This is a genomic window from Halobacillus andaensis (assembly GCF_014636475.1).
In the GTDB taxonomy this organism is placed as follows: Bacteria; Bacillota; Bacilli; order Bacillales; family Halobacillaceae; genus Halobacillus_A; species Halobacillus_A andaensis.
This window is the reverse complement of record NZ_BMEL01000001.1, coordinates 854,522-880,135: the sequence shown is the minus strand read 5'-3', so window position 1 is coordinate 880,135 and position 25,614 is coordinate 854,522. Positions and strand designations below refer to the sequence as shown.

Below are 25,614 nucleotides of genomic sequence, written 5' to 3'. Positions count from 1 at the left end.
TATTATTCTACAAATCGTATTTTTCCAAGAATCTTATCAGCTACGTTTTGTCCACTTAATACAACCATTGGAGATCCTCCTCCTGGATGTGTGCTTCCACCGCAAAAATACAAGTTTTTATAATCACTCGACTGATTAAAGGGTCTTCGAAAAGCTTGAACCCTCGAGTTCGAGGATGGTCCATAGATGGCTCCATGAAATGCTCGAAAGCGATGTTGGATAGCCCCCGGTGTAATGGTCTGTTCATTTTTTACATGAGCAGCCAGAGGTAATCCAGCTTCATAGAGCTTTTCATAGATTAAATCTCGATATGCTGAAGCCGAGGGAGCGTTGTGCTCTTGATCAGCAGGTGCATTGACGAGAATAAAGCAGTTATCTCCTTTGGGTGATACATCTGGGTCTGTTTTTGAAGAGGTACTTATATAAATCGTAGGATCAAAACTGTATTCTCCTTGCCTCAGGGTTTGAAACTCTTCTTGATAATTCGATGAAAAAAGGACGTGGTGATGGTTAAGCGAATCGAGACGTGTATCCAATCCGGCAGTGATGACGAACGCTGAAGTCGATGGGTCAACGGAGCGGATTTTTTTGTCCTTAAAAGAAGGACGTTCCTCCTCAGTAAGTAGCGCAGGCAGGGCTTCTAATAGGTCTCCGTTTACTATCACACGGTCTGCTTCTACTTTCTCTCCTGTAGAGAGCTTGACGCCTGAAATACGATCCCTCTTTACGATCAGTTTCTCTACCTCAGTAGAAGAATGGAGATGAACGCCTAATTTCTTTGCTGCTTTCACAAAGCTGTCTGCAATTTTTGTATTTCCACCTCGTACATAATAGACCCCATCACTTAACTCTAAATGAGCGATCATCGCAAATGTAGCTGGAGAAGCGTAAGGACTTGAGCCGATATACGTGGCATACCGATTGAGCGCTTGTACCATTTGAGGATGATTGAAATAGTGCTTGAAAAAACGATCCATCGATTGCAGTGGACGAACTTTCGTCATTGCTCGAGCAAGAGGAGGGGAAAGGTAATCCTTCCAACTCGAAAAGGTTCGATTTAAAAAATACCGGTTCGAAAGGTGGTAAAGCTTTTCAACTTCTTGAAGAAATTCGTCATAGTGAGAAGCTGCTTTAGGATCGATCTCCCGTAACTGCTCTTTCATAAAGGATGGATTTGATGAAAAATCGATGGTTGTTCCGTCAGTGAATTGATTTCTTGTATGGTTTTCGATCGATAGAAAAGGCAGCTCTTCGTTTGGATTTAGCCCTGCTTGAGAAAGTACATCTTTAAAGACATGGGGCATCGTAATCGTATTTGGGCCAAAGTCGAAATGGTATCCATCTTGATTAATCGGCATCATTTTACCTCCGAAATGTTCATTCTTTTCATAAAGATGAACATCTACCCCTTCTTTAGCGAGATAAATAGCAGCAGATAATCCTCCTAGACCTCCTCCAACAATTATTGTCTTCATTCGTAAGACCGTCCTTTCCATTGATAAGATTTTCCTCGAAGATGCACCATCATCGATGCAAATAAAAGAGCAATTAATAGAGCTGCTGAGAAAGGTAGCAGCCACGATAACCATAAGGGATGACGTGTTCGTGCATCCACATACATTTTAAAAGTAACGGTAAGTAAAAAAGGAAGGAAGTAAGCGGTTTGTCCGCTTACGATTCCATAAACGCCTAAAGCAAAGGGGAAGAGGAATAAACCAATATATAAACTTGTTAAGAATACAACCATGACGGGAGAACGTCCAATTCCAGTGTAAATGTTTTTTTTGAATCCTTCCCACGTCTCTTTAGAGGAATCATACATGTAGGAAACCACACCATCTGTTATGTTGCAGAGAATCATAGAAAAACCATGTTTTTTAACTTCTCTCGCGATATGTACATCCTCCACGAGGGACCCTTTTACGGCTTGATGGCCTCCAATGGCATCATATGCTTTTCTTTCTATAAAGATAAAGATGCCGCATGCTGCGGTGAAGGCAGGAAGCCTTGTGAAATTAGCTACAGCTAATGGTAAATGTAAAAAAACAACCATGTGCTGAAGCGGGACAAGCAAATGCGAAAGAACATGATGATTCGGATAATGAGGGAAGCCGCTTAGCATCGACGCCTTTCGCTTTTGAAGCGTGGCGAGTGAACGTTCAATAATCGAAGGGCTTACCCTGGCATCTGCATCAAGAAACAAATAATAATCTCCGCTGGCATGCTGTGATAATTGATGGCAGGCATGGACTTTGCCGTTCCATCCTTCAGGCAGCGGGTGACCCTGAATAATAATGAAACGAGGGTCGTTGGACGTCTCATTTAGCAGGGCTTCGTATGTACCATCTTCAGAGTGATCATCTAATAAAATAAACTCTACATTCGCATAAGTGATGGCTTTTAGGCAGCGGATCAGTTCTGTCACATGCTCAATTTCATCGCGAAGCGGTACAAGAAGAGACACCTTAGGCCTGTCTTTTACAGCTGTTTCTTTTTGTAGATTTGGTAAAAAAAAGCTATTGGCGATTGTCCATACATTGAGCAAAATGGTCATTAATAAAGCAATCGTAAGTAACATGCATCCATCCCCCTCAATAAAACGAAAAAGGTTCTTCTTTCTCTTGAATGACGAATTGTTTTAAATCATCTAACTGTTCGGTAGATTTCTTTTCAAATAGTCGTGTCTTTTCTTTCCTAGAGAGTTTTTTGTACAACGAACGATCAATAGGTTGACCAATTAAGGCATACACATTTGGTTTTTTCGTGTGTTCTAATGAGTAATAAAGTGAGACAGGTATAACCTGTACTCCTTCCGTATGTTCTGTAATATAAGAAGCTCCATTCGAAAATTCCAGCGGCCTTTTTTCTAAATGCTGCTCATCTCCCTGTGGAAACATCCATACGGTTTTGTCTTTTTCCAGCAGCTCTTTGCTGTACGATAAGGAGGAGAGCAAGTGTCGACGGTCTTTAGGATTGATGGAATATACACCTACTTTTCTAAAGAAAGGGAAACGTCTGATCCCTTCTTCATGCATCATGCCATACGCATCTGATTGAACGACTTGATCATTTATAAAGAAAATAATAAGAGCATCCCACCAGCTGGAATGATTGACAATAAATAAGCTTCGTTTAGGGATAGAGGTTGTATTTAAATTACATATTTTAATGTTTTGAAAATGTCTATGAAGAAACATACGGTTAAAACGAGTAAATCCCCACATCATCCAGGGGCTTTTATTAGCTTTTAGCATCGTGCAACCTCCAATAATATAAAGCGTACCAGATAAGTGCAAGGACAATAACTAAAATAGCAGCTCCATAAATGCCCCCTGTAATCGCTAAAATGCTAAACATAAAAATGATCGCTCCGAACATAAAAGCCATTCTTTTCTGCCAAACGGGTGAAGTGGTTGATAAGTGTTGATAAAAAACAAAATGTAAAACGTGAAAGATAAAAGCTAAAATAAACCAACCAGCAAAATTCGTAAATGGAATATCGTAATAAACGCCAGAACCTTCCCATAGCCAGTACTCTTGTACGTGATAGGCGACAGGATCCAGGATCAAATCCATAGTGACAGCAAGCAGGCTCGCTAAGATTAAAAACGTAATCCCCTTCAACCAGCCATTTAAAGAAACTGTAATGCCTCTGGCAATCTCATGAGAACATCCAATGATAAGCAGCCAGGCGAAGCCTATTGTTAGGGGAGTATCTGCGATTTTTAAGCCGAAGTTTTCATTATACCGGTATTCTCCAAATAGAAATCCCGTTTCCACTCCTAAATGCTCCACATAGATGCTCACAACAATAATTAGGAAACTATATGTGATTCCTTTAATCACGCCGTACAATTGAGTGAAGTAAATGCCGCCAATGAGTCCGGCTGTTATAAGGAAGACGCTATTTGCCCATTCCAGCCATGGGGGAAGCCAGTCAAATGTTAATAATATAATGCCGCATATGTACCAAACTATAAAAAACCGAAAGATCCCAGTTAACATGGTCCACCTCTTCTAAAAAAATTAAAACTATTGTAGCTGAATCTTGAAAATATTGTATAATAATAAGCAATCGTTTATTACCAAATACCTCTATTAAAGAGGAATCAAACTAAATGAATGTGCTGAAAGAAGGAATTGTATGAGTATTGTGTCTAAATATTTAAAAGAAACGCATATTCCCCTGCTCAAAGAACTTGGCAGCTCAATGAGCGACTGCGTGTTTCTAATGCAAGTTTCAAATGATCAATTTTTTTATGAATTCATGAATGAAGCAGGTTATGAGTTAGCTCGCTTAAACCCTATGAATATTGGAAAAAGCCTTCATGAGTGCCTCCCAGATAGTGAAGCGGCTTTTCTATCTGAACAATACCACAACGTGTTAATACTTCAACAAAAGACCTCTTACCATGATACCGTTATTTTCCCTAATGTTCAGTACTTGGCTGAAACGACATTATTTCCGCTGCGTAACGATCAATCCCAAATCTCTTATATTTTAGCCATCACAAAAAATATTTCCATTTACACGATGAATTCGCCGGAAGTACGTTATTTAAACAGGATTTTCTCGTCTTACGTTGAGAATACCGAAGAAGCCTTTGCATTGTTTGATTTAGAATGGAACTTCTTAAAAATAAATGAATCCTTTTATAGGGTTTTTGGCTATCAAAAATCTGAACTATATGACATGAATTGGTTTGATATGCAGCCTGAGCTCAAAGCCCACTTCCTTGAACTTTATACTTTACTAGAGAAAGGTGAAAAGCTGAAAAGGTTTGATCAGCAGCTTCATCGTAAAGACGGTGAAATTATGATGGCTTCTATCGGTTTAACAGCGATAGTGGATGAGAACGGGAACTTTATAAGAGTGGTCATGACTTTAGAAGATATTACGGATGAAGTACATACAAAATTGAAACTGAAAGAGTCAGAAGTAAGGTATCGATTAATTGCTGATTTTTCTCAGGATCTAATAAAAATTATTGATCGGGAGGGGTATATTCAATATGCTTCACCTTCTCATTGGCATGTCATCGGTTATACTTCAGAAGAGATGGTGGGTTACCATTACGCGGACTATGTGCATGAAGAGGATATAGATATTGTTCAAGAGAATGCCCTTTCTTATTTACAGCATTCGAGTGAGCTCCGTTATGAAGTGAGAATGAGGAAGAGCAATGGTACATTTCTATGGGTAGAAACAAGACTTACCCCTGTAAAGGATGAGAAGGGTTACTATACGAAAGTTGTAGCTTCCAGCAGGGAAATTACGAAACGAAAGCGAGCAGAGGAAAAATTAAAGCAGATGGCGTACACTGATCACTTGACGGGACTGACAAACAGGAGAGTATTTGATGATCAACTGAAAATGGCGGCTCAGTCATCTTCCACCCGGAATTTCGCTCTCCTATACTTGGATGGGGATCAATTTAAGCAGATAAATGATGATTTTGGTCATAATGTTGGTGATGAACTCCTCATCATGATGGGAAAAAGGTTGAAAAGTACCGTAAGAAAAAAAGACGTGGTTGCTAGAATGGGCGGCGACTAATTTGCCATTCTTCTTCCTGAAGTTCAATCTAATCAAGATATTGAAGAGGTGGCAACGCGGATTATTAATCGCATTCATCATCCTTTTCTCATCCAAGGGTATACCTTTTCATTTTCTTGCAGTATTGGAATTAGTATATTTCCTGATGATGCCAAACAGATGTTTCAAATGAAGAAGCACGCTGATCTCGCTTTATATGAAGCGAAGAAAAGAGGGAAGAGCCAGCACGTTTTTTATTCTGCTATAGCAGACCAAAACCAGCATAGCTGATACAGCTATGCTGGAAAACTTAGTTTAATGCTGTTTTCTTATAAAGTGGATACCCTTTATTTTTAAGAAATTCAGCTGCGTAACGGTCAAGACCTATACGACCTGCGTTTGCTCCAGCTGCTAAAATTAACGCCCCTAGAATAAGCATTTCAGGGTTTGTGCTAATCGTTCCGCTTAATAAGAAAGCCATGTTCATCAACATTCCGAAAAATGCACCTGTTTTTGTCAACAATCCAATGAACAGCGCTATTCCTACAAGAACTTCACCCCACATGACTAAAAAACTGAATAAGCCGCTGTTAGGAAGGGCGAAGGTTTCTAAAAATGCAGCCCACCACCCCTGTACAATCGCTTCTTCTCCTTGAGATTTGCCGATAGCCCCTTGAAGATAACCACCAGCATCAAAGTCCCCGGTAACTTTGCCGAAACCAGAAGTCAGCCACGTGTAACCTAAATAAATACGGATTCCTAATAAAATAATTGCTGCACTCACATGTTCAGTAAACCACTGTTTCATGAAAAATTCCTCCTTTAGTTTGTTCAACATTTCACAATCTGTTTACATCTTTATAGTACAATGATCTATGGGAAATGTGAATAGTTTGTTCAATACTTCACAAACTATTCAATAATGTGTGACTATTATGTGAACTTTAGGGTATGGTAAAATAAAAAGAATAATTTTTATTACACATTTAGCCGTGAAGCAGCAGGCTGTGAAGTGTTATGATAAATATAAAATATGTGAAGTTATTTTATGAATTATTTGCTAAAATAGGAATGAATGATGAGGGGGTGAAGGTATGACAGAAATTGTTATGTTTCTTGTCTGTCTAGTCGTTTTGTTTAGTTTTATAGGGTTCTGTATCTTCGACCGAGGCTAAACGTTATAACATAAGGATTACGATCTAAATACACAGAAATCCTAAAAGTGAGTTCCTGTCATGGAGCTCACTTTTTATTTTTGGCTAGGAAATTATAAAATTCCAAGCTGTGGATATTTTTTAAAGAGCGACATCCAGCTCCAGCGACCAGACACTCAGCAATCCGCCCTGGGGAAGGGAAGGCCTCCTTCCCCCCAGCCGTTTTGCTTATGCGTTTCGTGTCTGCCCGGGCGCTTGCGCCTTTGTTCTTGATCTCTGTTAAAACCGTTTTTCCGACCTCACCTCAACGAAATTTAACAAAGTCTTAAAATAAGTAACACCTCTTTTATACTTCTTACGATTATAGAAGTGAAAGGAGGTGATTCACATGGCAGTCACAGCAGATATGGTTAACAGTCAGCTGCAGCTCGTGTTTGAAAACGGAACGGATGATAAAGGAAATGTGAAGTATCGTCGTAAATCATTCAACAACGTAAAAATGGAAGCTACCGAAGAACAGCTTTATAAAGTCGCCGTTGCGATCGAAGCACTTCAGGAAAACTTGTTATCAACGATTGAACGTAATGATCGTTCCGTATTAGTCGACCTTTAATTAAAAAATCCATAACTAAGAGAGGAGGGGGATTATGAAGAAGCTGGAACTTAAGTTTTCAAATGAAGAAGAAAAAGTGGTGACCATATCTATTGACCATCCAAGCGAACCTGTAAACGAAGCGGATGTAAATGCTGCTATGGATGCTATTATTGAAGAGAATTGTTTCTACTCAAGCGGCGGTGATTTAGTCGAGAAGAAAGAAGCTCGCATCGTTGAACGCAACGTAACCGCTGTGGAACTATAATCATTAAAAAAGCCGCTTTCACAGCGGCTTTTTTTATAAGAGAGGTGATGGAAGTGGAAGGCTGGCTTCCTTTAGTTACAGATCTAGGTTTTCCGATCGCGGTTACTTTTTATTTGCTTCATCGCATTGAAGGAAAACTAGACGTGCTGATAGAGACTCTTCATCAATTTTCCGGTCGAACGTAAAAAAACGTCCCTACCTTTAATAGGTATGGGACGCTTTTTCATTTTGTTAAGCTAATTTGGTTAAAAGGATAAATAATGAGTTCGGTGCGGCCAATAATTTCATCTTCACTCACGAAGCCAAGTCCATTTCGACTGTCTTTACTAACGGAGCGGTTATCCCCCATTACAAAGTATCGGCCTTCAGGTACTTCAACAGGTCCAAAATCTCTGGTACCAGCTGTCGATTGCTCATTCAAATAAGTTTGTTCTTGAGGCTGCTCATTCACGTATAGTTGATTATTTTTAAATTCAATTGTATCCCCAGGTTGACCGATCACTCGTTTTACATAATTTTTAGTTGGTTTTTCTATAATTACAATATCTCCGTGATTCGGCTCATCTATATAATAGATAATTTTATTAAACATAACTCTTTCTCCGCTTTCTAACGTAGGGTTCATACTTGCTCCCTCAACGATTGACGTGGCAAAGAAAAAGGTGCGTAATACAAAAGCAAGCGCAATCGCTATGGCAATGGCTTTTATCCACTCCAACCACTCTCTTTTCGTTTGTTCAGACAATCTCACTCTTCCTCTCTTACAAAGCCATAGTCATCCAATGGTTACATCCCTATTTTACCATAAGAATACTCTATTCTTTTAGAAGATGTCCGTTTGTCACTAAAATTTAATTAATTTTTACAAAAGGTTAGCCTTTTAAATATTTTTCTAATCGGTCAAGACCTTTCTCAAGAGTTGATTTACTGTAAGCATAAGAAAGTCTCACGTATCCTTCTCCATAGGAAGAAAAAGCACTTCCAGGAACAAGGGCTACTCCTGCTTTCTCCACTAGATCAACCGCAGCTTCAAAGGTTGACTTTTCAGATGGAAACTTTGGGAAAATGTAAAAAGCGCCATCAGGAATGATGTATTCTAATCCCATTTTATCCAATCGATTCATTACATATTCTCGTCTTTCTTGGTAAGAGTTTTTCATGACTTTAGGATCATGTTGCCCATTTTTTATAGCTTCTAGTGCTGCATATTGACTGATGGACGTGGCACAAGACACGTTGTACTGGTGTACTTTAAGAATTTGTTGGGCCAGCCATTCAGGGGCTAATAAATAGCCAATTCTAAATCCTGTCATCGCATGAGACTTAGAAACTCCGTTAATGACAATCACGTGGTCGCGAATTTCCGTAAATGAGGCAATGGACGTATGATCTTGATCATAGACTAATTCACTATAGATTTCATCCGCAATCATAAAGATCTCTTTGTCGCGAATAATCTGTGAGATGTCACGAAGTTCTTCTTTCGTTAAGGATACTCCTGTAGGATTCGATGGGTATGGAGTAATTACGCATTTTGTTTTTTCTGTGATGGCTTCTTCCAGAAGATCAGCTGTTAATTTAAAATGATTCTGACTCGTGTCTACATATTTTACAGTAGCACCTGCAAGTTTTATTAATGGTTCATAACCCGGGTATATAGGGCCGGGAAGGATAACTTCATCTCCAGGCTCTATGATCGTACGAAGCGTAATGTCAATAGCTTGAGACGCTCCTACCGTTACAATGATTTCGTTAAGAGGATCATAAGTCAAGGCAAAGCTGTCTTCTACATAATTACTTATAGCAGTACGGAGTTCTAAAATTCCCGCATTATGTGTATAGGTCGTACGATCATTTTGTAAAGCATCAATCGCTGCGTTTTTTACATGATCGGGTGTAGAGAAATCAGGCTGACCAATCGTTAGAGAGACGACGTCTTCATATTGTCCGATCATATTAAAGAATTGACGGATGCCTGAAATTTGAATATCGGAAAGTTTACGGTTTATTTTTTTCTGCATAGTACTACCTCCACAATTGTTAACAAAATGTTCAAACAATTTTGATTTATCATTTATTTTTTTCTGTTACAATGAATTTGAAGTTGAAGGAAAGGAGTTTTGATCATGAGACCGAATCGAATCTCATTTGAAGAGCTCGTCGATCAGAATAAACAAGAACTATTAAATGATCAACAAGCCTTAGATAAAATCGATGACCAATTAGACGAAAAAAGAGTAAAAAACACAGATAAAAACCAAATGATAAACTGATCATATCATAATGAAAAAGCAACCGCATTCGTGGTTGCTTTTTTCGTGTTCGTGGTAAACTGATAGGTAGAAAGGATGGGGGTTATGGATCAGATTGGTTTAGTGTTAGAAGGTGGAGGAATGAGAGGAGCTTACACAGCAGGTGTTCTCGATTATCTACTCGATGAAGAGCTTCATTTTTCCTATGTGGCAGGCACCTCTGCTGGAGCCTGCAATGGAAGTTCTTATGTGGCGAAGCAAAGAGGGCGGAATTACAAAGTGCTCGTTGAATACGGTGATCACCCCGAATACATATCGTTTAAACGTATGATGACTCACAAGCAATTGTTTGGTATGGATTTTATTTTTGACACGCTGCCGAATCAATTAGTGCCTTTTGATTATGAGGCATTTATGAATCGTTCCACTAACTTTGTAGTAGGCACGACGAACATGAAAACAGGCACGCCTGTCTATTATAATGATTTTCCAGATCGTGAAAGTCTATTGAAAATAATGCGTGCTACAAGCTCTCTGCCTTTAATAGCACCTAGTATTACTTATTTAGGACATGAACTGATGGACGGTGGAATTTCAGATCCCATTCCTATTCAGCATTCCATTGATTCGGGTAATAAAAAGCATGTAATTGTATTAACGAGGAATGATGGGTATATTAAACCGAAAATGAAGTGGAATTGGTACTTTCAGCGTAAATATAAGAACTATCCCCATTTTGCTCAAGCCCTGCAAAACCGGCATTCGTTTTATAACAAAACGATGGAGACCATTCGAAATTTAGAAGAATCGCATCAGGCGTTTGTCATTCGTCCCACTCAGCCATTAAAGGTGAATCGCATTGAAAGAAACCGTAATAAGCTTCACCACTTATATCAACTAGGTTATGAGGATATGAAAAATAGAGCTAAGGATTTAAAATCCTTTATTGTTTCCTGAAAAGGAGAGAGCCGATGAGTAGAAGTTATTCTATACATGAATCAATTGTAACTGCATTTCAAGAGAACCGAAACGATGATCAGCGATTGCCAATGGAACAATATATGAAAAATAAATTCTCTTTTTATGGTATTAAAACGCCAGAGCGAAAAAAGATTCTAAAAGAAGTGATGACGTTATTTCCTGAGAGAAGTTATGCAGAAACGGTGCAAGTCGTGGAACTTCTTTATAAAGAGAAGGAAAGAGAATGCCATTATGCCGCTTTAACCCTTTTAGACAGCTATCGTGGGTCGATTCCTATATCTTCTATTGCCTTATATAAGCAATTGATCTCTCATCATTCGTGGTGGGATACGGTCGATATGATCAGCTCCAACTTATGTGGTCAATACTTTAAGTTCCATTCAGAGAATCTTCGTCCTTTAACCGAACGGTGGTCTCACTCTTCAAATCTATGGGTGAGAAGGGCGAGTGTGCTTTTTCAACTGAAAAGTAAAGAACACACAGATGAAGAACTGCTTTTTCAGACGATTAGAACGTTACGTCATGAAAAAGAGTTTTTTATTGAAAAGGCGATTGGATGGTCGTTGCGTGAATATAGTAAAACCAGCCCATCAGCAGTTGCAGCATTCATTCACAAGCAGGAGCTTCGCCCGCTTAGCAGGCGAGAAGGATTGAAGTGGATGAAGCAAAAAGGATACGAAGTGAGCTGAGAACATTAGTATAATTTTAAACTTCGGTGTCTAAAATGATGAAAAGCGAACGTAAGGGAGAATTTACGATGGTTGACTTTTCAATATTAGACGCTGTTTACAATTGGTTTGATGAGGATTTGCTGCGAATTTTCGGGTTAGAGGCCTGGCACTTGCTATTTAGTCTCGTATTTCTACTGATGGCTGGAACGATGTGGATGGTGAAGCCGTTGATTGAATGGATGACGGCAAAAAATTGGCTGGTCCTTTTAAGCTATGTAAATTGTATCTTTGTAGGCTTTCTTTTTCTTCAGTTAATAGATCGTTATTCTTACGATGGACAGGCCACGAATTTACCTGCTTATTTCTGGTCGATCAGTTTATTGGCTATGAGTACGTATGGGATTTTATTAGTGTTCGTTAGAAGTGTGAAAAAGATGGCGAAAATCATTAGAAAAAGGTCGAAAAAAGTCGCTTAAACTGAAACGTTTCATTTCGCTTTCTCGTATAGTATAGAGGAGGTGAAAGGTTTGGAAGTAGGAATGTTCTTTATACTATTTATTTTATTTGGATTAGCTCTTTTTATTTTAAATATAGCGACAAGTGTATGGGCCTATCGGGATTCAAAACGAAAAGGAAACAGTCAGGGCTTTACGTTAGTTGTCCTTCTTGGGACGTTATTTTTTCCTGTTGTCGGGTTAATTGTATACTTAATTATACGTAATGATTAAAGCGTTCTGCTGTCAGCTTGTAGAGATACCCTGGGTATTTCTACAAGTTTTTTTGCAATGATGTCAAAAAAAGAACGATAAAATTTGAATAGGATTAACGCAGCTTATTAGCGTAGTCAAAATGCATAGACTCCAGTGGGAACAGCGCGAGCCTCAGCTAACATGGTCAAGTGAACTTCTTGACCATGTTAGCTGAGGCCGTGCCCACGGAAAGCGAAGTATTTTGACGGAGCGATGGTGCGAATTCTCTGTAACATAAATCATCCGAGCGGATTTCTACAGAATCGTTCGGATAATTTTATGCTTTATTCAGTTTTGTCCCAGCCTGTATCTTTAATTCTTCTATGTCAAAAGAACTATTTGTTTGTAAATGAATCGTTCTTAGGTACTACGTGAGGGGAGATTATGATATCTTCTAGAGGTAAGCACGTAATGAGGGAGAGGACGAATGGCAAATGCAGAATGATCAAGGAATATTATTAGAAAGTGGAACGAATGAGTTAGAAATTGTAGAATTCAGCATAGGGAACAACAGATTTGGTATTAATGTCATTAAGGTGAAAGAAATTCTTAACCCTTTACCAGTTACAAAAATCCCACATTCTCATCCTGCAGTGGAAGGAATTATTGAAATTCGAGGAAATATTGTACCTGTCGTTGATGTGGCTCATGCATTAGGATTTGAGGCTTCAAATCATCCGAAGCAGGACAAATTTATTTTAGCAGAGTTTAACCAAACAAAAATTGTGTTTCACGTACATACCGTTACGCAAATTCACCGTATTTCCTGGGAATCAATAGAGAAGCCAGGGAAGATGTATCAAGGATTGGAAACGCAAATTACGGGCGTTATAAAAAAGGGTGAAGATTTGCTGCTCTTGCTGGATTTTGAAAAAGTGGTAGCTGATATCAATCCGAAGACAAGCGTACATGCCGAGCAAATCCAAGAATTAGGGGAAAGAGAACGTTCAAGTAAAAAGATATTGATGGCAGAAGATTCAGGGTTACTCAGGGGTTTACTGCAAGAGACATTGGAAGAAGCAGGGTATGTCCATACCACTTGTTTTGAAGATGGAAAAGCAGCTTATGATCACTTAATCCAACTAGCAGAGGCAGGGAAAGATGCGCTAGATGAATATCAGCTTATCATTACGGATATCGAAATGCCGAGAATGGATGGTCATCATTTTACAAAGCTAGTAAAAGACCATGAAAGTTTGAAGAAGCTGCCGGTTGTTATTTTTTCTTCTTTAATTACTCGAGATTTAAGACATAAGGGAGAAAAAGTAGGCGCGGATGCTCAAATCTCTAAACCAGAAATAGTGAACTTAATCCAAACGATTGACCATTATATTAAATAAAAGAGAAGCCGGAGGGGAACCGGCTTCTCTTTATTTTTCTTTTTCCATTCTTTTAAATAATGTATCGTGCCATTGATAAACTTGCTTAGAAATCACTTCCGGACTATTTCCATCAGGATGAGCCTCTAAGATCATTTTTTTCTCATGCTCAGATAAATGTTCATAAGAGGATCTCATTTCTGTTGTATATTCCATATAACGCTTTAAGTGGTAAAGAAAATCGTCCATAGGATTCATTGTCATCTTATCACCCTCCTATTGGGTTACTTACCTTTTTTAGAAGCGCACGAAACATAATATAAGCAGCCCAGAATTCTGGACTGCTCATGCTGTTGAAAAAGCTTAGACGAATATAATATGGGATTATGTGGTGGTTCCTTCATTTTTGTCTGGAGTAAAGGAACAGGAAAAAGCGCCGCTTTCCGCGGGGCAAGACGGAAAGTCTCCTCGGTCTGCGACCTCCGGGGCCTCTCCAGTCTGCTCGACCCGCAGGAGTCGTCACTTTTTTCCGTTCCTTTGATCAAATTAGGCTTTGGAACCATCGTAGAATAACTGGCCTGCTACTATCACAAGGGTACGGCTTCTCCGTAGTTTTAACGAGTGGTCGATTATCGTAAAAGGGTTTTAGGAAACGGCGAGACTCCTATGGGAGATACGAATAAGGTGTGACACCGCAGGGCTATAAAGCCCGAGGAGGCACACCATTCGCCCATGGAAAGGGAGTCGTTTCCTGGAACCCTTTATTCTATCCAACACAAGAAACTTTCACATGTATTAAAAAATGTAGAGAAAACTAAGGTTTCTCTACAAGCTGAGCAGTCCAGTATGCTGGACTGCTTATCGGCGCTTATGTCGTTGGTTCCACGGGGTAATATTCTGTTGACCTAATAACGAAGAGGGGGATTGGTAAGAAGTTGATGTGGTTCTCACTTTTTTATGGTCCCAACCTAAATAATCATAAAGCACTCGTTTCGCTTTAGATAATGACAGCTTAGGTTTTGGGTTTCGGTAGGATTGGTCAACGGATCCTAAATGCTTAAGCTGATCGAAATCTTTCTTCTCAGCTGGAATATGAAAATAGTACCCGCCTATTTCAATGAGGAGTGTAGAATGCTGTTTACTGAATTTGGGATGCTCAGAGAAATGAAGTCCTACTTTCTTCGCTTTATTTTCTTTTAGTAGCTTAGAGATCGCTTGTTTTTTTATGTCATATAAATGTTTAGGCTGGGGAGCTGTTTTGGCATGGCGATTCACAATAAACAAGGACTCTGCTAATTCGCGGTTTGTATGATCTGAGTGCATACATGTCCTCCTTTCTTCAAGTATCTTCCATCTTAGCGGAAAATGTTAGTATTTGCAAAAAAATTACTGTATTTTCTTTACATCTTCTAGGATATTATCCATTTCTTTTGCTTTTGTTCCATCATAGCTTTTAATAACTTTCCCATCGGGGTTTACAAGGAAGAAGCTAGTTCCGTGTGCGACTTGGTCTGAATCCTCTAACTGATTTAATGGGGATTGAAATGATTTAATCGAAAGTTCTTTGACGTCCTGAAATTCATATCCTGTCATAAAGTCCCACGTGTCAAAATCGGCTTCAAATTGGTTTGCAAATTCTTTTAGTTTCTTTTCTGTATCATATTCAGGATCAGCAGAAAAGGAAACAAGAGGAGTTTGTAATTCATTATCTTCTAACTGCTGTTGTAATCGCGACATATTACTTGTCATAGGAGGACAAACCGTGTCACATCTCGTGAAAATAAAATTTGCTATCCAATAATCACCCTCGAAATGGTCGGGAAATGTAATGGTATCTCCGTCTTGGTTTGTACCTTCGAAATCTTCTACGTCTCTAGACATGTTTTCCTCGATCGGTGAACCACATGCCGTTAGGGTAAGTATAATTAATACCCATATTATCTGCTTCATAATTTCCCTCCCTTGATTCAGTTTACCACCTGCTGGGTGCAGAGGTAGCATGGTTCTCTGGTTGTCACACAATTGTTAAGGGTTGGAGCTTAACGTGTAAACGGAGTATTCAGGCTTACATAAGAAACGATAAGGCATTCGAGTTGTGCCAATACCACGACTGATATATAGCGTGAGCCGGTCACTAATTAAGTGTTTGCCATCTACATATTTCTCCCCATACGGCGGAGTGACCATTGATCCAATCACAGGAATACGCACTTGTCCCCCGTGACTATGCCCAGAAAGCTGGACATCGACAGGATAGTCTTTGACGCGATCAGCAATATCAGGCTCGTGAACGAGCAAAATCGAAAAGGTATCGTCGTTCAATTGGTTTAATGTACCGGAAATATTGGGCGAGCCGAGCATAATATCATCTAACCCAGCAAGAGAGATCGACTCTCCATCTTTTCTTAGCTCGGTTACTTCGTTTTTTAATAAAGTAAAACCTCCCTTTGACATCACAGCTTCCAGTTTTTCTGTTCCGTATCCGCCATGATCATGATTTCCATAGATCCAGAACTTCCCTAGAGGCGCTTCAAGTTCATTTAATAGAGAAGGGATTTCAGAGCTGAAGTGATAACGTTGAGGTTCATCCACTAAGTCACCAGTAAACACAAGCAAGTCTGGTTTCTCAGCTTTTAATTTTTGAATCAGATCTTTAAATTGATCGATTGAATAATGAAAACCTAAATGTATATCTGAGAATTGAACGATTTTTACTTGATTAAAAGATGTAGGAATCTTTGGGTGATTCCATGTATGGGTCTGGGTGGTAAGCATGGCTGGCTCCATATAACGAGCATAATAATAACCGCCCCCAGATAACCCTAAAAAGCCGAGTACACTGTACACTATATTTTTAAGAAAACGTCTTCGTGTCATCGTCATTTGGCTGCCCCCGTTCTTTACTTTCGTCATTATACCACTTTTACTATCTATGAAATATAACAAAAATTTTTCAAGTTTTTAAAAAAATGAACAGGAATTCAGTTTTTTATATGGAATGTAGTATAGACGGAGGGATGTTTAATGGAAAATCAAGTGATTATTGTTACTGGGGGCTCCAGTGGGATGGGGCTTTATATGGCAAAACGCTTCCTTGAAGAAGGAGCGAGTGTTGCTATAACAGGAAGGAATAAAGAGCGGCTTCAGCAAGCCAAGGAGCAAATTGCTCAAGGGAAGGAAGACAAACTTCTTCTTATAGAAATGGATGTCCGCAAGGTAGAGGATGCAGATCGAATGGTAGCCGAGACGGTCGAAACCTTTGGTCGAATTGATCATTTAGTCAATAATGCAGCAGGGAACTTTATTTCTCCAGCGGAAAAATTATCTCCTAACGGCTGGAACTCGGTGATTAATATCGTACTAAATGGCACCTTTTACTGCAGCCAAGCTGTAGGCAAGTACTGGATTGAACAAGGGATTAAAGGATCGATTTTAAATATGGTCGCTACATATGCGTGGAATGCTGGAGCCGGTGTTATTCATTCTGCATCAGCGAAAGCAGGTGTGCTTGCTATGACAAGAACCCTTGCCGTTGAATGGGGAAGCCAGTACGGGATTCGTGCTAATGCTATTGCTCCAGGACCAATTGAAAGAACTGGAGGAGCAGATAAGCTCTTCGAATCAGAGAAAGCTGCAAAACGCACCTTGCAATCTGTACCACTTGGCCGCTTAGGAACCCCAGAAGAAATCGCTGGACTAGCTCGATTTATGTTATCAGAAGAAGCTTCATATATGAATGGGGAAGTCGTTACTTTAGATGGCGGCCAATGGCTGAATCAATTTCCGTTTTAATCTTCGACAATATCATTTAATAAAGACCAACAAAAAAGAAGCTGCCTCCAAGCAGCTTCTTTTGTTTGTAGGGACTTTACCCCTAGTGTGTAAACAAGAGTGGATAGGGAGTCGGTTTCTTGCAATTGAAGATTTTTTATCATTTCTCCTTAGGAGTTAAACCCCTGCTTTTTCGGTGACAACCGTCGTTTTCTAAATAATGTAAAAGAAGATCGTGAAAAAGTGAAAGATCGATCCGCCTAAAACAAATAAATGCCATACCATATGATGGTACGTAAAACTTCGCCACACATAAAAGATGGAGCCGATGGAATATAATACTCCACCTACGACAAGGTACGTAATGCCTGCAGCGGGCACCTCAGCGGTAAGCGGCCCCCATGCCAAAATAATGAGCCACCCCATTAATACGTAGAACACAGTAGATAAAACAACAAACCGCTTCACGAAAAATACTTTAAAAATAATCCCTAAAATCGCCATTCCCCATACAATCCCAAATAGCGTCCAACCTAAGGTTCCTCTTAATGGCAGAAGAAGCATTGGAGTGTAAGTTCCGGCAATAAATAGATAAATGGCAGAGTGGTCAAAAATTTCAAAGATATCTTTTGCTTTTCCTGGGGGAAAGCTATGCACTAGTGTTGATGATACGTATAAAAGAAGCATGGTGCCTCCATATATACTGACCGAAACGATGTGCCAAGCTGTTCCTTGCAAGCTAGCAAATACAACGAGAAGTATAAGCATTGCAACACTTAAGATCGCACCTATACCGTGGGTAACCGCATTGGCGATTTCTTCTCTCCTAGAAAACGTGTGTGTCATCATTTAATTTCTCATCCCCAACTTTTAACTGAATTGATCGCGCGATGTCCTGTCCGTCTTCTATTTAGTATAAGCTTAATCTTTCAATTTTTAAAGATTAGTGGTTTAACTACCTTATGAATTGGGGTAGATGAAGGTGGATTATACATTTGAAAAGAAAAAAAGGAAGCTGAACTCGTGAATTAGAAGATTTTATGTTAGGATAAGGATGTGTAATTTGTCGCTCGTTTCATTTGCTCCTTCAGTGAGAAAGATATAGGGAGTGTTCATGTAGTATGATAAGTGTACAAAGTAATGAATTGAATTTTCCAGTAGTTGAAGAATTGATGATTTCTTCAGAAAAAGTCGCACACGTTCAAGTTAATAACCCTCTTGATCATGCATTACTCGTTTTACTAAAGACAGGTTATTCAGCAATCCCCGTGTTAGATGCTGATAATAAATTTCAAGGTGTCGTTAGTAAATCCATGATATTAGAGGAAACATTAGGAATTGAGCAGTTTGAATTAAATAGACTAAATGACTTAACAGTAGAGCAAGTGATGAACAAAGAAGTACCTTGCTTAAAAAAAGAAAATTCAATGATAGATGCCCTTCATAAATTAATTGATCATCCATTTATCTGTGTGACGAACGCAGATGAAGAGTTTGACGGCATTATCACGAGAAGAACCATTTTAAAACAGTTTAGCAAATATTATCATGAGACATTGAAGAGAGCATAACGGAAACGAAAATGAAAAGATGATAATTGAGAAGGCGCCCGTTCTGGGCGTCCTTTCTTTTTTCTTTAATGAAAAGGGAGTAAATTCCGTGTCTATTCATAAAAGTCAACATTAAAAGGTATTATAGACTTTTTCTTAAAGGAAATGGGGTGGGGTTTTTATGAAAAGAGGGTTAGTGCTCGCTTCAATCATGCTTGCCATGTTTTTAGCGGCTATTGAAGCGACGATTGTATCAACTGCAATGCCAAGCATTGTTGCCGATTTAGGAGGTTTCAGTTTATACAGCTGGGTCTTTTCAGCTTATTTACTGACCAATGCTTCAACCGTTCTATTATTTGGAAAGCTTTCAGATACATATGGCCGTAAACCGATCTTTATGTTGGGGATCAGCTTGTTTCTTATCGGTTCAATTATTGCGGCTCTTGCCAACGGAATGGTTGTGTTAATCGCTGCCAGGTTTGTTCAAGGTCTGGGAGCGGGTGCATTAATGCCGATTGCGACGACCATTGTGGGAGATATTTACTCTAAAGAAGAACGCGCTAAAATCCAAGGCTACTTGTCTAGTGTTTGGGGGATATCCGCTGTTAGCGGACCGTTGCTAGGCGGTTTTTTCGTCGATGTGCTAAGCTGGCCATTCGTTTTTTGGATGAACCTCCCTTTAGGTTTGCTTGCTTTAGCTGGCGTCATGCTCTTCTTTAAGGAAGACGTTGAAAAGCAAGAAGCTCGTGTCAGTTACAAAAGTTCGATCTACATTATGTTGATGGTTAGCTTAGTGGTTCTTATGTTAGTGGAGGGAGGCATCGGAATTTCTTGGTTATCTTTAGAAATGCTGATTCTATTTCTTACAGCTCTCGGAAGTTTCATTCTATTTATGAAAGCAGAGAGGAGTTCCTCAATACCGATGCTCCCGATTCATTTATGGGAAAACCGCTCCATTCGCTACGCCAATTTAACTTCATTAACGACAGGTATGATTCTTATTGGAGTGTCCAGTTATTTGCCCGCCTTTGTACAGGGAGTCATGGAGCAGTCTGCCACTGTTGCAGGTTTTACCTTAACAACGATGTCGATTGGCTGGCCGATCGCTTCGACTTTGGCCGGGAGATTATTATTAAAAGCTGGCTTTCGCTTTACTTCAATCGTTGGTGGCTGTTCATTAATTATCGGCGCTGTGCTGTTTTCTTTGCTTTCTCCGGAAAAAGGACCTGTTTTTGCGGCTGTTGGTTCTTTGTTCATCGGGATCGGGATGGGCTTTTCAACGACGTCCTTTATTGTGTCTATTCAAAATTCAGTAGATTGGAAGACGCGAGGAATAGCTACAGCCTCTAACATGTTTATGCGTACGTTAGGAAGTGCTCTAGGTGCAGCGGTTCTGGGAGGACTTCTAAATAATCGTATTCACCAGTCTTTAGAGCGGGAAGGCTTAGATCAAGAGTATTCTGTCGATTCCACAAATCTTCTATTAAATGAAGAAGCTCGTTCTGATTTAAGTGCTCAGGCATTAGGTGTATTTAAAGAGGGGCTAACAAATGGGCTGCACCAGGTCTATATTTGTTTACTAATTTTAGCAATTATAAGCTTTCTATTTATTTTACGGCTGCCTAAAAAAGGATAAGAGCAAAAATTCTTGTCACGCATTATTCGCTTTGATAAAGTAAAGAATGAAACCTAAAGAAACGAGGAGGCTACATATGAAACAGATGGATGCTAATGAGATTATCTCATTCATTTCTAATAGTGAAAAATCTACACCAGTTAAGGTTTATGTAAAAGGAAAAGATTTAACATCCTTAGAATTCGGTGATGACGTTCAAGACTTCATTACTGGAGATTCGGGGGTTATTTTTGGAGAGTGGAAGGCGATCCAACCTCTACTTGAAAAATACAGTGATCAAATTGAAGATTATGTGTTAGAAAACGATCGCAGAAACTCAGCGATTCCATTGCTTGATTTGAAAAAGGTGAATGCACGTATTGAGCCGGGCGCCATTATTCGTGATCAAGTAGAAATTGGCGACGGTGCCGTAATTATGCTGGGAGCTTCCATTAATATTGGGTCCGTTATCGGCGAAGGCACAATGATTGATATGAACGTTGTTCTAGGCGGCCGAGCTACTGTAGGTAAGAACTGTCACATCGGAGCAGGAGCTGTTCTAGCCGGAGTTATTGAACCACCTTCCGCTAAGCCTGTTGTAGTTGAAGATGGTGTCGTTGTAGGTGCTAATGCAGTTATTCTTGAAGGTGTAACGGTTGGCGAAGGTTCAGTTGTAGCCGCAGGAGCGATTGTTACAGAAGACGTACCTGCAAACACGCTAGTGGCTGGTACGCCGGCTCGCGTCATTAAAGAAATTGATGACCAAACGAAATCAAAAACTGAGATTAAACAAGAGCTAAGAAAACTGGATAATTAATAGTCAAAGACCTTGCTGCTCATGCAAGGTCTTTGTTTCTAATGGAGGGACACGATGGAATCAAAACAGCTTATACAAATCAGAAGGGATCTCCACCAAATTCCTGAGTTGGGCTTTCAAGAGGAGAAAACACAAAAATACTTACTCGATTTTATCGAAAAGCTGCCACAGGATGATCTTGAAGTGGAAACGTGGCGTACGGGTATTTTTGTGAAAGTCAGTGGTAAGAACCCGAAAAAAACCATAGGGTATCGAACCGACATTGACGGACTTCCATTGCAGGAGGAAACAAATCTTGAATTTAAGTCCTTACATGAAGGAAGAATGCATGCCTGCGGTCATGACTTTCATATGACGATTGCTTTATCTGCGTTAGAAGCCTTAGCCAATGAGCCTGCCGATGATCACATATTATTTTTATTCCAGCCTGCCGAAGAAGGACCGGGCGGTGCAGAGCCAATGCTTGAAGCAGCACCTATGAAAAAATGGAAACCTGACGTGATCTTCGCCCTTCACATCGCGCCTGAGCTCCCTGTGGGTACTGTTTCCTCTAGAGCGGGGTTGCTTTTTGCGAATACGAGTGAGCTTTTTATCGACCTAATTGGAAAAGGAGGGCATGCCGCCTATCCTCATCTCACAAAAGATATGGTGGTGGCTGCAAGTTCTCTAGTCACCCAGCTTCAGCAGGTCGTTGCAAGAAGAGTTGATCCGCTGGACAGTGCGGTTATTACAGTTGGGAAGATTAACGGTGGTACCGTACAGAACATCATTTCAGAACACGCACGTTTAGAGGGGACGATTCGAACGATGTCTCCAAACGCGATGGAAGAAGTTAAACAAGAAATCGAGAAGATCACAAAAGGGTTAGAAATCTCCAATGATTGTAAAGTATCGATTGATTATGGTGCTAATTATTATCAAGTCAATAACGATGAAAAACTGGTTCAGCAATTTTCCCAAATAGCCGATCAGCTTGATGTTACCTATGTTGAAGCCAGTCCAGCGATGACCGGCGAAGACTTCGGTTATATGTTAAAAGAGATGCCAGGATTTATGTTCTGGCTTGGTGTGAATTCAGAGGCAGGACTGCATAATGCCAAGCTTTCCCCTGATGAAGATGCATTACGTGTTGGATCTTCGCTAGTCATTTCAAGCCTTAAGCAACTGTAGTCCTTGTATACAATAGAAGGATTCGTCTCATAATAATTGCAAATTGTTCCTTCGTGAACGGTTGGTTTATTACTTGGGATGTGAAGCTATGGAAACAACCATTAAATTGCTTGCAGTGGCTTTATTAATTATATTGACAGCTTTCTTTGTGGCTAGTGAATTTGCTATCGTAAAGGTCCGCCGGAGTAAACTCGAATCAAAAGCAGACGCTGGTGATAAGAATTCGAGAGTCGCGCTAAAGCTGGTCGATAATCTAGATGATTATTTATCGGCGTGTCAGCTTGGAATAACGATTACAGCACTAGGATTAGGGTGGCTGGGGGAACCTACATTAGATCATCTCCTGAAACCTTTAATCGGAGAAGCAGGACTTCCCGCTGCCATTAGTCATACGATTTCATTTGCCATCGCTTTTTCAATTATTACGTTTTTACATGTCGTTTTAGGTGAGCTTGCTCCAAAAACGGTAGCCATTCAGAAGGCCGAACGGATTACTTTACTTGTGTCGAGGCCATTGATCTTTTTTCATAAAATTATGTACCCGTTTATCTATGTGTTAAACGGTTCAGCCAACGCTCTCGTTCGATTATTTGGGATTGCTACAGCAAGAGAATCAGGAGAAGTCCATTCCGAAGAAGAGTTAAGGTACATTTTAAATCAAAGCTTCAAACAAGGTGAGATTAACCGCAGTGAGTATAAGTATGTGGATCGCATCTTTGAATTTGATAATCGAATGGCTAAGGAAATTATGGTACCCCGTACTGAAATGGCGGTGCTTGATACGAACGACTCCATGAAGAATAACATTCGCATTATGAAACAGAACCGATATACGAGATATCCAGTAATAGATGGCGATAAAGACAATATTCTAGGTGTTATTCATATGAAAGAATTTTTCTATGATGATATTGAAAAAATGGGCTTGCTTAAACCTTATATTAAACCTGTGGTGAGAGTATTTGAGAACATTGCCATTCAAGAACTTCTCGTTCGCTTGCAAAAAGAGCGCACTCATTTGGCGATATTAATTGATGAATATGGTGGAACCTCAGGTTTGGTTACAATTGAAGATATACTCGAAGAAATTGTTGGGGAAATTAGGGATGAGTATGATCATGAAGAAGAAAGGGAAATTAAGACGTTGAAAAATGGTCATTATCTTATTGATGGAAAAACATCGATCCAAGACATTAATGACTACTTTAATGTGGAGTTCGAGAACAACGAGGTAGATACGATCTCTGGATGGATTTACACACGGGATATCGACGCTAAAGAAGGAACCATTGTGGAAGAAAACGGGATCCATTTTAAAATCGTTGATATGCACGTGGGTACGATACGAAAAATTGAAGCATGGCAATAGAAAAACCAGCCCGGTTCACTTAAACCAGGCTGGTTCTTTTTAGCTTTCTTTCTTTTCTATATAAACTTGATGAGGGAATGGAATTTCAATTCCTGCTTCATCTAATGCTTCTTTCATTGCTTTTCTTAGGTCACGTTCGACGCCCCATTGTTCCATGTTTTCCGTCTTGCCAAGAATACGAAGAACGACATCAGAGTCGCCTAAACTTTGTACACCTAAAACATCTGGTCCTTCTTTAAAGCGAGGATCGTCCGCAAAATCGTCGGCTACTTTTGTTAGAACTTCTAGTGCATGATCAATGTTTTCATCATAAGAAATGCCGATATCGACTAAGGCACGCATATTGCCGCGAGAATGGTTGCTGACGCCTTCAATATTTCGGTTAGGTATAAAGTTAAGCGTGCCATCAAAACTTCTTAGTTTTGTTGTACGAATGCCTACTTCTTCAACAATTCCATCGTAACCTCCAGCCGTCACATAATCGTCTACCTCAATTTGACGTTCTAGAAGAATAAAGAAACCTGTCACAATATCAGAAACTAAACCTTGGGCTCCAAAACCAATCGCCAGGCCTATAATCCCCGCTCCAGCGAGTAAAGGACCAATTTCTATATTTACTGCACTAAGCAGCATGACGATTAATAGAAAAATAAGAATGTAAGAAAACAGATTTACTGACAGCTTTTCCAATGTTTTGGTACGGCTCTCTGGAATTTTCCGCTGTTTTCCCATGCGTTGAATAGCGATACTGATCGCTTTTTTTCCCACTGGACCGAGAATCGCAAATGCAATGAGAATAACAAGGATCTTTAATCCTCCCGTAATTAACCATTCCACAAGAACGGTGGAGTTAAAATCAAATCCTTCCTCAAATAAATTCATGTTCAAACTCCTTTCCAAACAAAATAGCTCATTATGATCATAAGTTGACGTATGAAATTATTTTCAATTTTTTGTGGTTTAATGTCAAGCTTTGTCATAAAGGAATGCAAAATATTTTACATTATCCTATGGATCATGTTTAATGAGTTACAGTGTTGCCTATATTAAATAATGATAGAACCAATGTCTAGATTAAATTAATTTTTATTAAACATTGACTACAATCTATTCTCTCGTTATACTGAAACTTGTGATTGTAGATTAATGTTAAATCATGCTTAAAAACATATGGAGGGATTCTTTTATGGCAGAACGTATGGTAGCAAAACAAGCACCACGCTTTGAAATGGATGCAGTACTTCCAAACAAGGAGTTTGGAAAAGTATCATTAGAAGAAAACATGAAAAACGATAAATGGACAGTACTATTCTTTTACCCAATGGATTTCACTTTCGTATGTCCAACTGAAATCACTTCACTATCTGATCGCTTCGATGAATTCGAAGACCTGGATGCTGAAGTAATCGGAGTGTCTACGGATACGATTCACACACACTTAGCTTGGATTAACACAAACCGTGAGGATAACGGCCTGGGTGACCTTGAGTATTCACTAGCAGCTGATACGAACCACCAAGTAGCAAAAGACTACGGTGTACTAGTAGAAGATGAAGGTGTAGCACTTCGCGGCCTATTCATTATCAGCCCTGAGGGTGAACTTCAGTATCAAGTTGTAAACCACAACAACATTGGCCGTGACGTAGACGAAACACTTCGTGTACTTCAAGCCCTTCAAACTGGCGGACTTTGCCCGGCAAACTGGAAGCCAGGTCAAGAAACACTTTAATTGAATTTCTAAAATTGGTCTAACCTCAGCGTTAGACCTTTTTTTCCATACGTACTTCAAGAGTTAAAGGA

29 protein-coding genes and 1 pseudogene are annotated in these 25,614 nt (G+C 39.6%); 17 read left to right on the top strand and 13 right to left on the bottom strand.

Features of this window, described 5'->3' with window-relative positions:
* Positions 1 to 2: 2 nt before the first annotated feature.
* From IEV27_RS04550 to IEV27_RS04535, 4 genes are read right to left on the bottom strand one after another with little or no spacing between them, the layout of a single operon-like run.
* Positions 3 to 1,475, bottom strand: coding sequence for a phytoene desaturase family protein (locus IEV27_RS04550; RefSeq protein ID WP_188376259.1), 1,473 nt, complete (start codon positions 1,473 to 1,475; stop codon positions 3 to 5).
* The gene (locus IEV27_RS04545; protein ID WP_188376258.1) at positions 1,472 to 2,578 is read right to left on the bottom strand and encodes a glycosyltransferase family 2 protein; all 1,107 of its coding nucleotides are present in this window, start codon (positions 2,576 to 2,578) and stop codon (positions 1,472 to 1,474) included. Before IEV27_RS04545 ends, IEV27_RS04550 begins: the two co-directional genes overlap by 4 nt.
* Positions 2,579 to 2,591: 13 nt before the next feature.
* On the bottom strand, positions 2,592 to 3,254 hold the full coding sequence (locus tag IEV27_RS04540) for a lysophospholipid acyltransferase family protein (protein WP_188376257.1): 663 nt from the start codon (positions 3,252 to 3,254) through the stop codon (positions 2,592 to 2,594).
* Entirely contained in the window at positions 3,241 to 4,005 is a 765-nt protein-coding gene (locus IEV27_RS04535; protein ID WP_188376256.1) for a carotenoid biosynthesis protein, read from the bottom strand. Before IEV27_RS04535 ends, IEV27_RS04540 begins: the two co-directional genes overlap by 14 nt.
* A gap of 139 nt (positions 4,006 to 4,144) precedes the next feature.
* On the opposite strand from IEV27_RS04535, the pseudogene IEV27_RS04530 reads away from it, so the two are divergent.
* Positions 4,145 to 5,827, top strand: a pseudogene (locus IEV27_RS04530) (sensor domain-containing protein).
* A gap of 19 nt (positions 5,828 to 5,846) precedes the next feature.
* Here the strand turns inward: IEV27_RS04530 and IEV27_RS04520 are convergent.
* Positions 5,847 to 6,344, bottom strand: coding sequence for a DoxX family protein (locus tag IEV27_RS04520; RefSeq protein ID WP_188376254.1), 498 nt, complete (start codon positions 6,342 to 6,344; stop codon positions 5,847 to 5,849).
* A 734-nt stretch (positions 6,345 to 7,078) separates the two neighbouring features.
* Between IEV27_RS04520 and IEV27_RS04515 the strand changes: the two genes are divergently transcribed.
* From IEV27_RS04515 to IEV27_RS04505, 3 genes are read left to right on the top strand one after another with little or no spacing between them, the layout of a single operon-like run.
* Positions 7,079 to 7,303: a DUF1659 domain-containing protein gene (locus IEV27_RS04515; protein ID WP_188376253.1), complete on the top strand. Its 225-nt coding sequence runs from the start codon at positions 7,079 to 7,081 to the stop codon at positions 7,301 to 7,303.
* Between the two features lie 34 nt (positions 7,304 to 7,337).
* Positions 7,338 to 7,550, top strand: coding sequence for a DUF2922 domain-containing protein (locus tag IEV27_RS04510; RefSeq protein ID WP_188376252.1), 213 nt, complete (start codon positions 7,338 to 7,340; stop codon positions 7,548 to 7,550).
* Between the two features lie 53 nt (positions 7,551 to 7,603).
* Positions 7,604 to 7,735: a YvrJ family protein gene (locus IEV27_RS04505; protein WP_188376251.1), complete on the top strand. Its 132-nt coding sequence runs from the start codon at positions 7,604 to 7,606 to the stop codon at positions 7,733 to 7,735.
* Positions 7,736 to 7,773: 38 nt separating this feature from the next.
* On the opposite strand, the gene lepB is transcribed toward IEV27_RS04505, so the two are convergent.
* Complete coding sequence (gene lepB, locus IEV27_RS04500; RefSeq protein ID WP_188376250.1) at positions 7,774 to 8,295, bottom strand: signal peptidase I; 522 nt, start codon at positions 8,293 to 8,295, stop codon at positions 7,774 to 7,776.
* A 127-nt stretch (positions 8,296 to 8,422) separates the two neighbouring features.
* Positions 8,423 to 9,571, bottom strand: a complete 1,149-nt coding sequence (locus tag IEV27_RS04495) for an aminotransferase A (RefSeq protein WP_188376249.1) — start codon at positions 9,569 to 9,571, stop codon at positions 8,423 to 8,425.
* Positions 9,572 to 9,676: 105 nt separating this feature from the next.
* Here IEV27_RS04495 and IEV27_RS04490 point away from each other — a divergent pair, with 105 nt between their 5' ends.
* The 6 genes from IEV27_RS04490 (at position 9,677) to IEV27_RS04465 (ending at position 13,543) form a co-directional block, all read left to right on the top strand.
* The gene (locus IEV27_RS04490) at positions 9,677 to 9,823 is read left to right on the top strand and encodes an FbpB family small basic protein (RefSeq protein WP_188376248.1); all 147 of its coding nucleotides are present in this window, start codon (positions 9,677 to 9,679) and stop codon (positions 9,821 to 9,823) included.
* 84 nt (positions 9,824 to 9,907) lie between these two features.
* Positions 9,908 to 10,759, top strand: coding sequence for a patatin-like phospholipase family protein (locus IEV27_RS04485; protein WP_188376247.1), 852 nt, complete (start codon positions 9,908 to 9,910; stop codon positions 10,757 to 10,759).
* A gap of 14 nt (positions 10,760 to 10,773) precedes the next feature.
* Entirely contained in the window at positions 10,774 to 11,472 is a 699-nt protein-coding gene (locus IEV27_RS04480; protein ID WP_188376246.1) for a DNA alkylation repair protein, read from the top strand.
* Between the two features lie 68 nt (positions 11,473 to 11,540).
* Positions 11,541 to 11,930 carry a hypothetical protein gene (locus tag IEV27_RS04475; protein WP_188376245.1) on the top strand — a complete coding sequence of 130 codons (390 nt, stop codon included), beginning with the start codon at positions 11,541 to 11,543 and terminating at the stop codon, positions 11,928 to 11,930.
* Between the two features lie 63 nt (positions 11,931 to 11,993).
* Positions 11,994 to 12,182 (top strand): PLDc N-terminal domain-containing protein, encoded by a 189-nt coding sequence (locus tag IEV27_RS04470; RefSeq protein ID WP_188376809.1) that lies wholly within the window; start codon positions 11,994 to 11,996, stop codon positions 12,180 to 12,182.
* A gap of 455 nt (positions 12,183 to 12,637) precedes the next feature.
* The gene (locus tag IEV27_RS04465; RefSeq protein WP_188376244.1) at positions 12,638 to 13,543 is read left to right on the top strand and encodes a chemotaxis protein; all 906 of its coding nucleotides are present in this window, start codon (positions 12,638 to 12,640) and stop codon (positions 13,541 to 13,543) included.
* A gap of 30 nt (positions 13,544 to 13,573) precedes the next feature.
* Here the strand turns inward: IEV27_RS04465 and IEV27_RS04460 are convergent, their stop codons facing one another.
* From IEV27_RS04460 to IEV27_RS04445, 4 genes are all read right to left on the bottom strand, one after another.
* The gene (locus IEV27_RS04460; RefSeq protein WP_188376243.1) at positions 13,574 to 13,786 is read right to left on the bottom strand and encodes a hypothetical protein; all 213 of its coding nucleotides are present in this window, start codon (positions 13,784 to 13,786) and stop codon (positions 13,574 to 13,576) included.
* Positions 13,787 to 14,380: 594 nt separating this feature from the next.
* Positions 14,381 to 14,845, bottom strand: a complete 465-nt coding sequence (locus IEV27_RS04455; RefSeq protein ID WP_188376242.1) for a YkyB family protein — start codon at positions 14,843 to 14,845, stop codon at positions 14,381 to 14,383.
* A 63-nt stretch (positions 14,846 to 14,908) separates the two neighbouring features.
* Positions 14,909 to 15,472 (bottom strand): SCO family protein, encoded by a 564-nt coding sequence (locus IEV27_RS04450; RefSeq protein ID WP_188376241.1) that lies wholly within the window; start codon positions 15,470 to 15,472, stop codon positions 14,909 to 14,911.
* 75 nt (positions 15,473 to 15,547) lie between these two features.
* Positions 15,548 to 16,435 carry a metallophosphoesterase gene (locus IEV27_RS04445; protein ID WP_229734828.1) on the bottom strand — a complete coding sequence of 296 codons (888 nt, stop codon included), beginning with the start codon at positions 16,433 to 16,435 and terminating at the stop codon, positions 15,548 to 15,550.
* A gap of 111 nt (positions 16,436 to 16,546) precedes the next feature.
* On the opposite strand from IEV27_RS04445, the gene fadH reads away from it, so the two are divergent.
* A complete protein-coding gene (gene fadH, locus IEV27_RS04440; protein WP_188376240.1) occupies positions 16,547 to 17,314 on the top strand; it encodes a 2,4-dienoyl-CoA reductase in 768 nt (255 codons plus the stop codon).
* Positions 17,315 to 17,506: 192 nt separating this feature from the next.
* Here the strand turns inward: fadH and trhA are convergent, their stop codons facing one another.
* Positions 17,507 to 18,142: a PAQR family membrane homeostasis protein TrhA gene (trhA, locus tag IEV27_RS04435; protein ID WP_188376239.1), complete on the bottom strand. Its 636-nt coding sequence runs from the start codon at positions 18,140 to 18,142 to the stop codon at positions 17,507 to 17,509.
* A gap of 272 nt (positions 18,143 to 18,414) precedes the next feature.
* Here trhA and cbpB point away from each other — a divergent pair, with 272 nt between their 5' ends.
* The 5 genes from cbpB to IEV27_RS04410 all read left to right on the top strand — a co-directional run bounded on the left by cbpB (position 18,415) and on the right by IEV27_RS04410 (position 23,814).
* Complete coding sequence (gene cbpB / locus IEV27_RS04430) at positions 18,415 to 18,864, top strand: cyclic-di-AMP-binding protein CbpB (RefSeq protein ID WP_188376238.1); 450 nt, start codon at positions 18,415 to 18,417, stop codon at positions 18,862 to 18,864.
* 160 nt (positions 18,865 to 19,024) lie between these two features.
* Positions 19,025 to 20,479: an MDR family MFS transporter gene (locus tag IEV27_RS04425; protein WP_188376237.1), complete on the top strand. Its 1,455-nt coding sequence runs from the start codon at positions 19,025 to 19,027 to the stop codon at positions 20,477 to 20,479.
* A 76-nt stretch (positions 20,480 to 20,555) separates the two neighbouring features.
* On the top strand, positions 20,556 to 21,275 hold the full coding sequence (dapD, locus tag IEV27_RS04420) for a 2,3,4,5-tetrahydropyridine-2,6-dicarboxylate N-acetyltransferase (RefSeq protein WP_188376236.1): 720 nt from the start codon (positions 20,556 to 20,558) through the stop codon (positions 21,273 to 21,275).
* A gap of 54 nt (positions 21,276 to 21,329) precedes the next feature.
* Complete coding sequence (locus IEV27_RS04415) at positions 21,330 to 22,445, top strand: N-acetyldiaminopimelate deacetylase (RefSeq protein ID WP_188376235.1); 1,116 nt, start codon at positions 21,330 to 21,332, stop codon at positions 22,443 to 22,445.
* A gap of 88 nt (positions 22,446 to 22,533) precedes the next feature.
* The gene (locus IEV27_RS04410) at positions 22,534 to 23,814 is read left to right on the top strand and encodes a hemolysin family protein (protein ID WP_188376234.1); all 1,281 of its coding nucleotides are present in this window, start codon (positions 22,534 to 22,536) and stop codon (positions 23,812 to 23,814) included.
* A 39-nt stretch (positions 23,815 to 23,853) separates the two neighbouring features.
* Here the strand turns inward: IEV27_RS04410 and IEV27_RS04405 are convergent, their stop codons facing one another.
* Positions 23,854 to 24,696 (bottom strand): mechanosensitive ion channel family protein, encoded by an 843-nt coding sequence (locus IEV27_RS04405; RefSeq protein WP_188376233.1) that lies wholly within the window; start codon positions 24,694 to 24,696, stop codon positions 23,854 to 23,856.
* Between the two features lie 304 nt (positions 24,697 to 25,000).
* On the opposite strand from IEV27_RS04405, the gene IEV27_RS04400 reads away from it, so the two are divergent.
* Positions 25,001 to 25,543: a peroxiredoxin gene (locus IEV27_RS04400; protein ID WP_188376232.1), complete on the top strand. Its 543-nt coding sequence runs from the start codon at positions 25,001 to 25,003 to the stop codon at positions 25,541 to 25,543.
* The last annotated feature ends 71 nt before the right edge of the window (positions 25,544 to 25,614 follow it).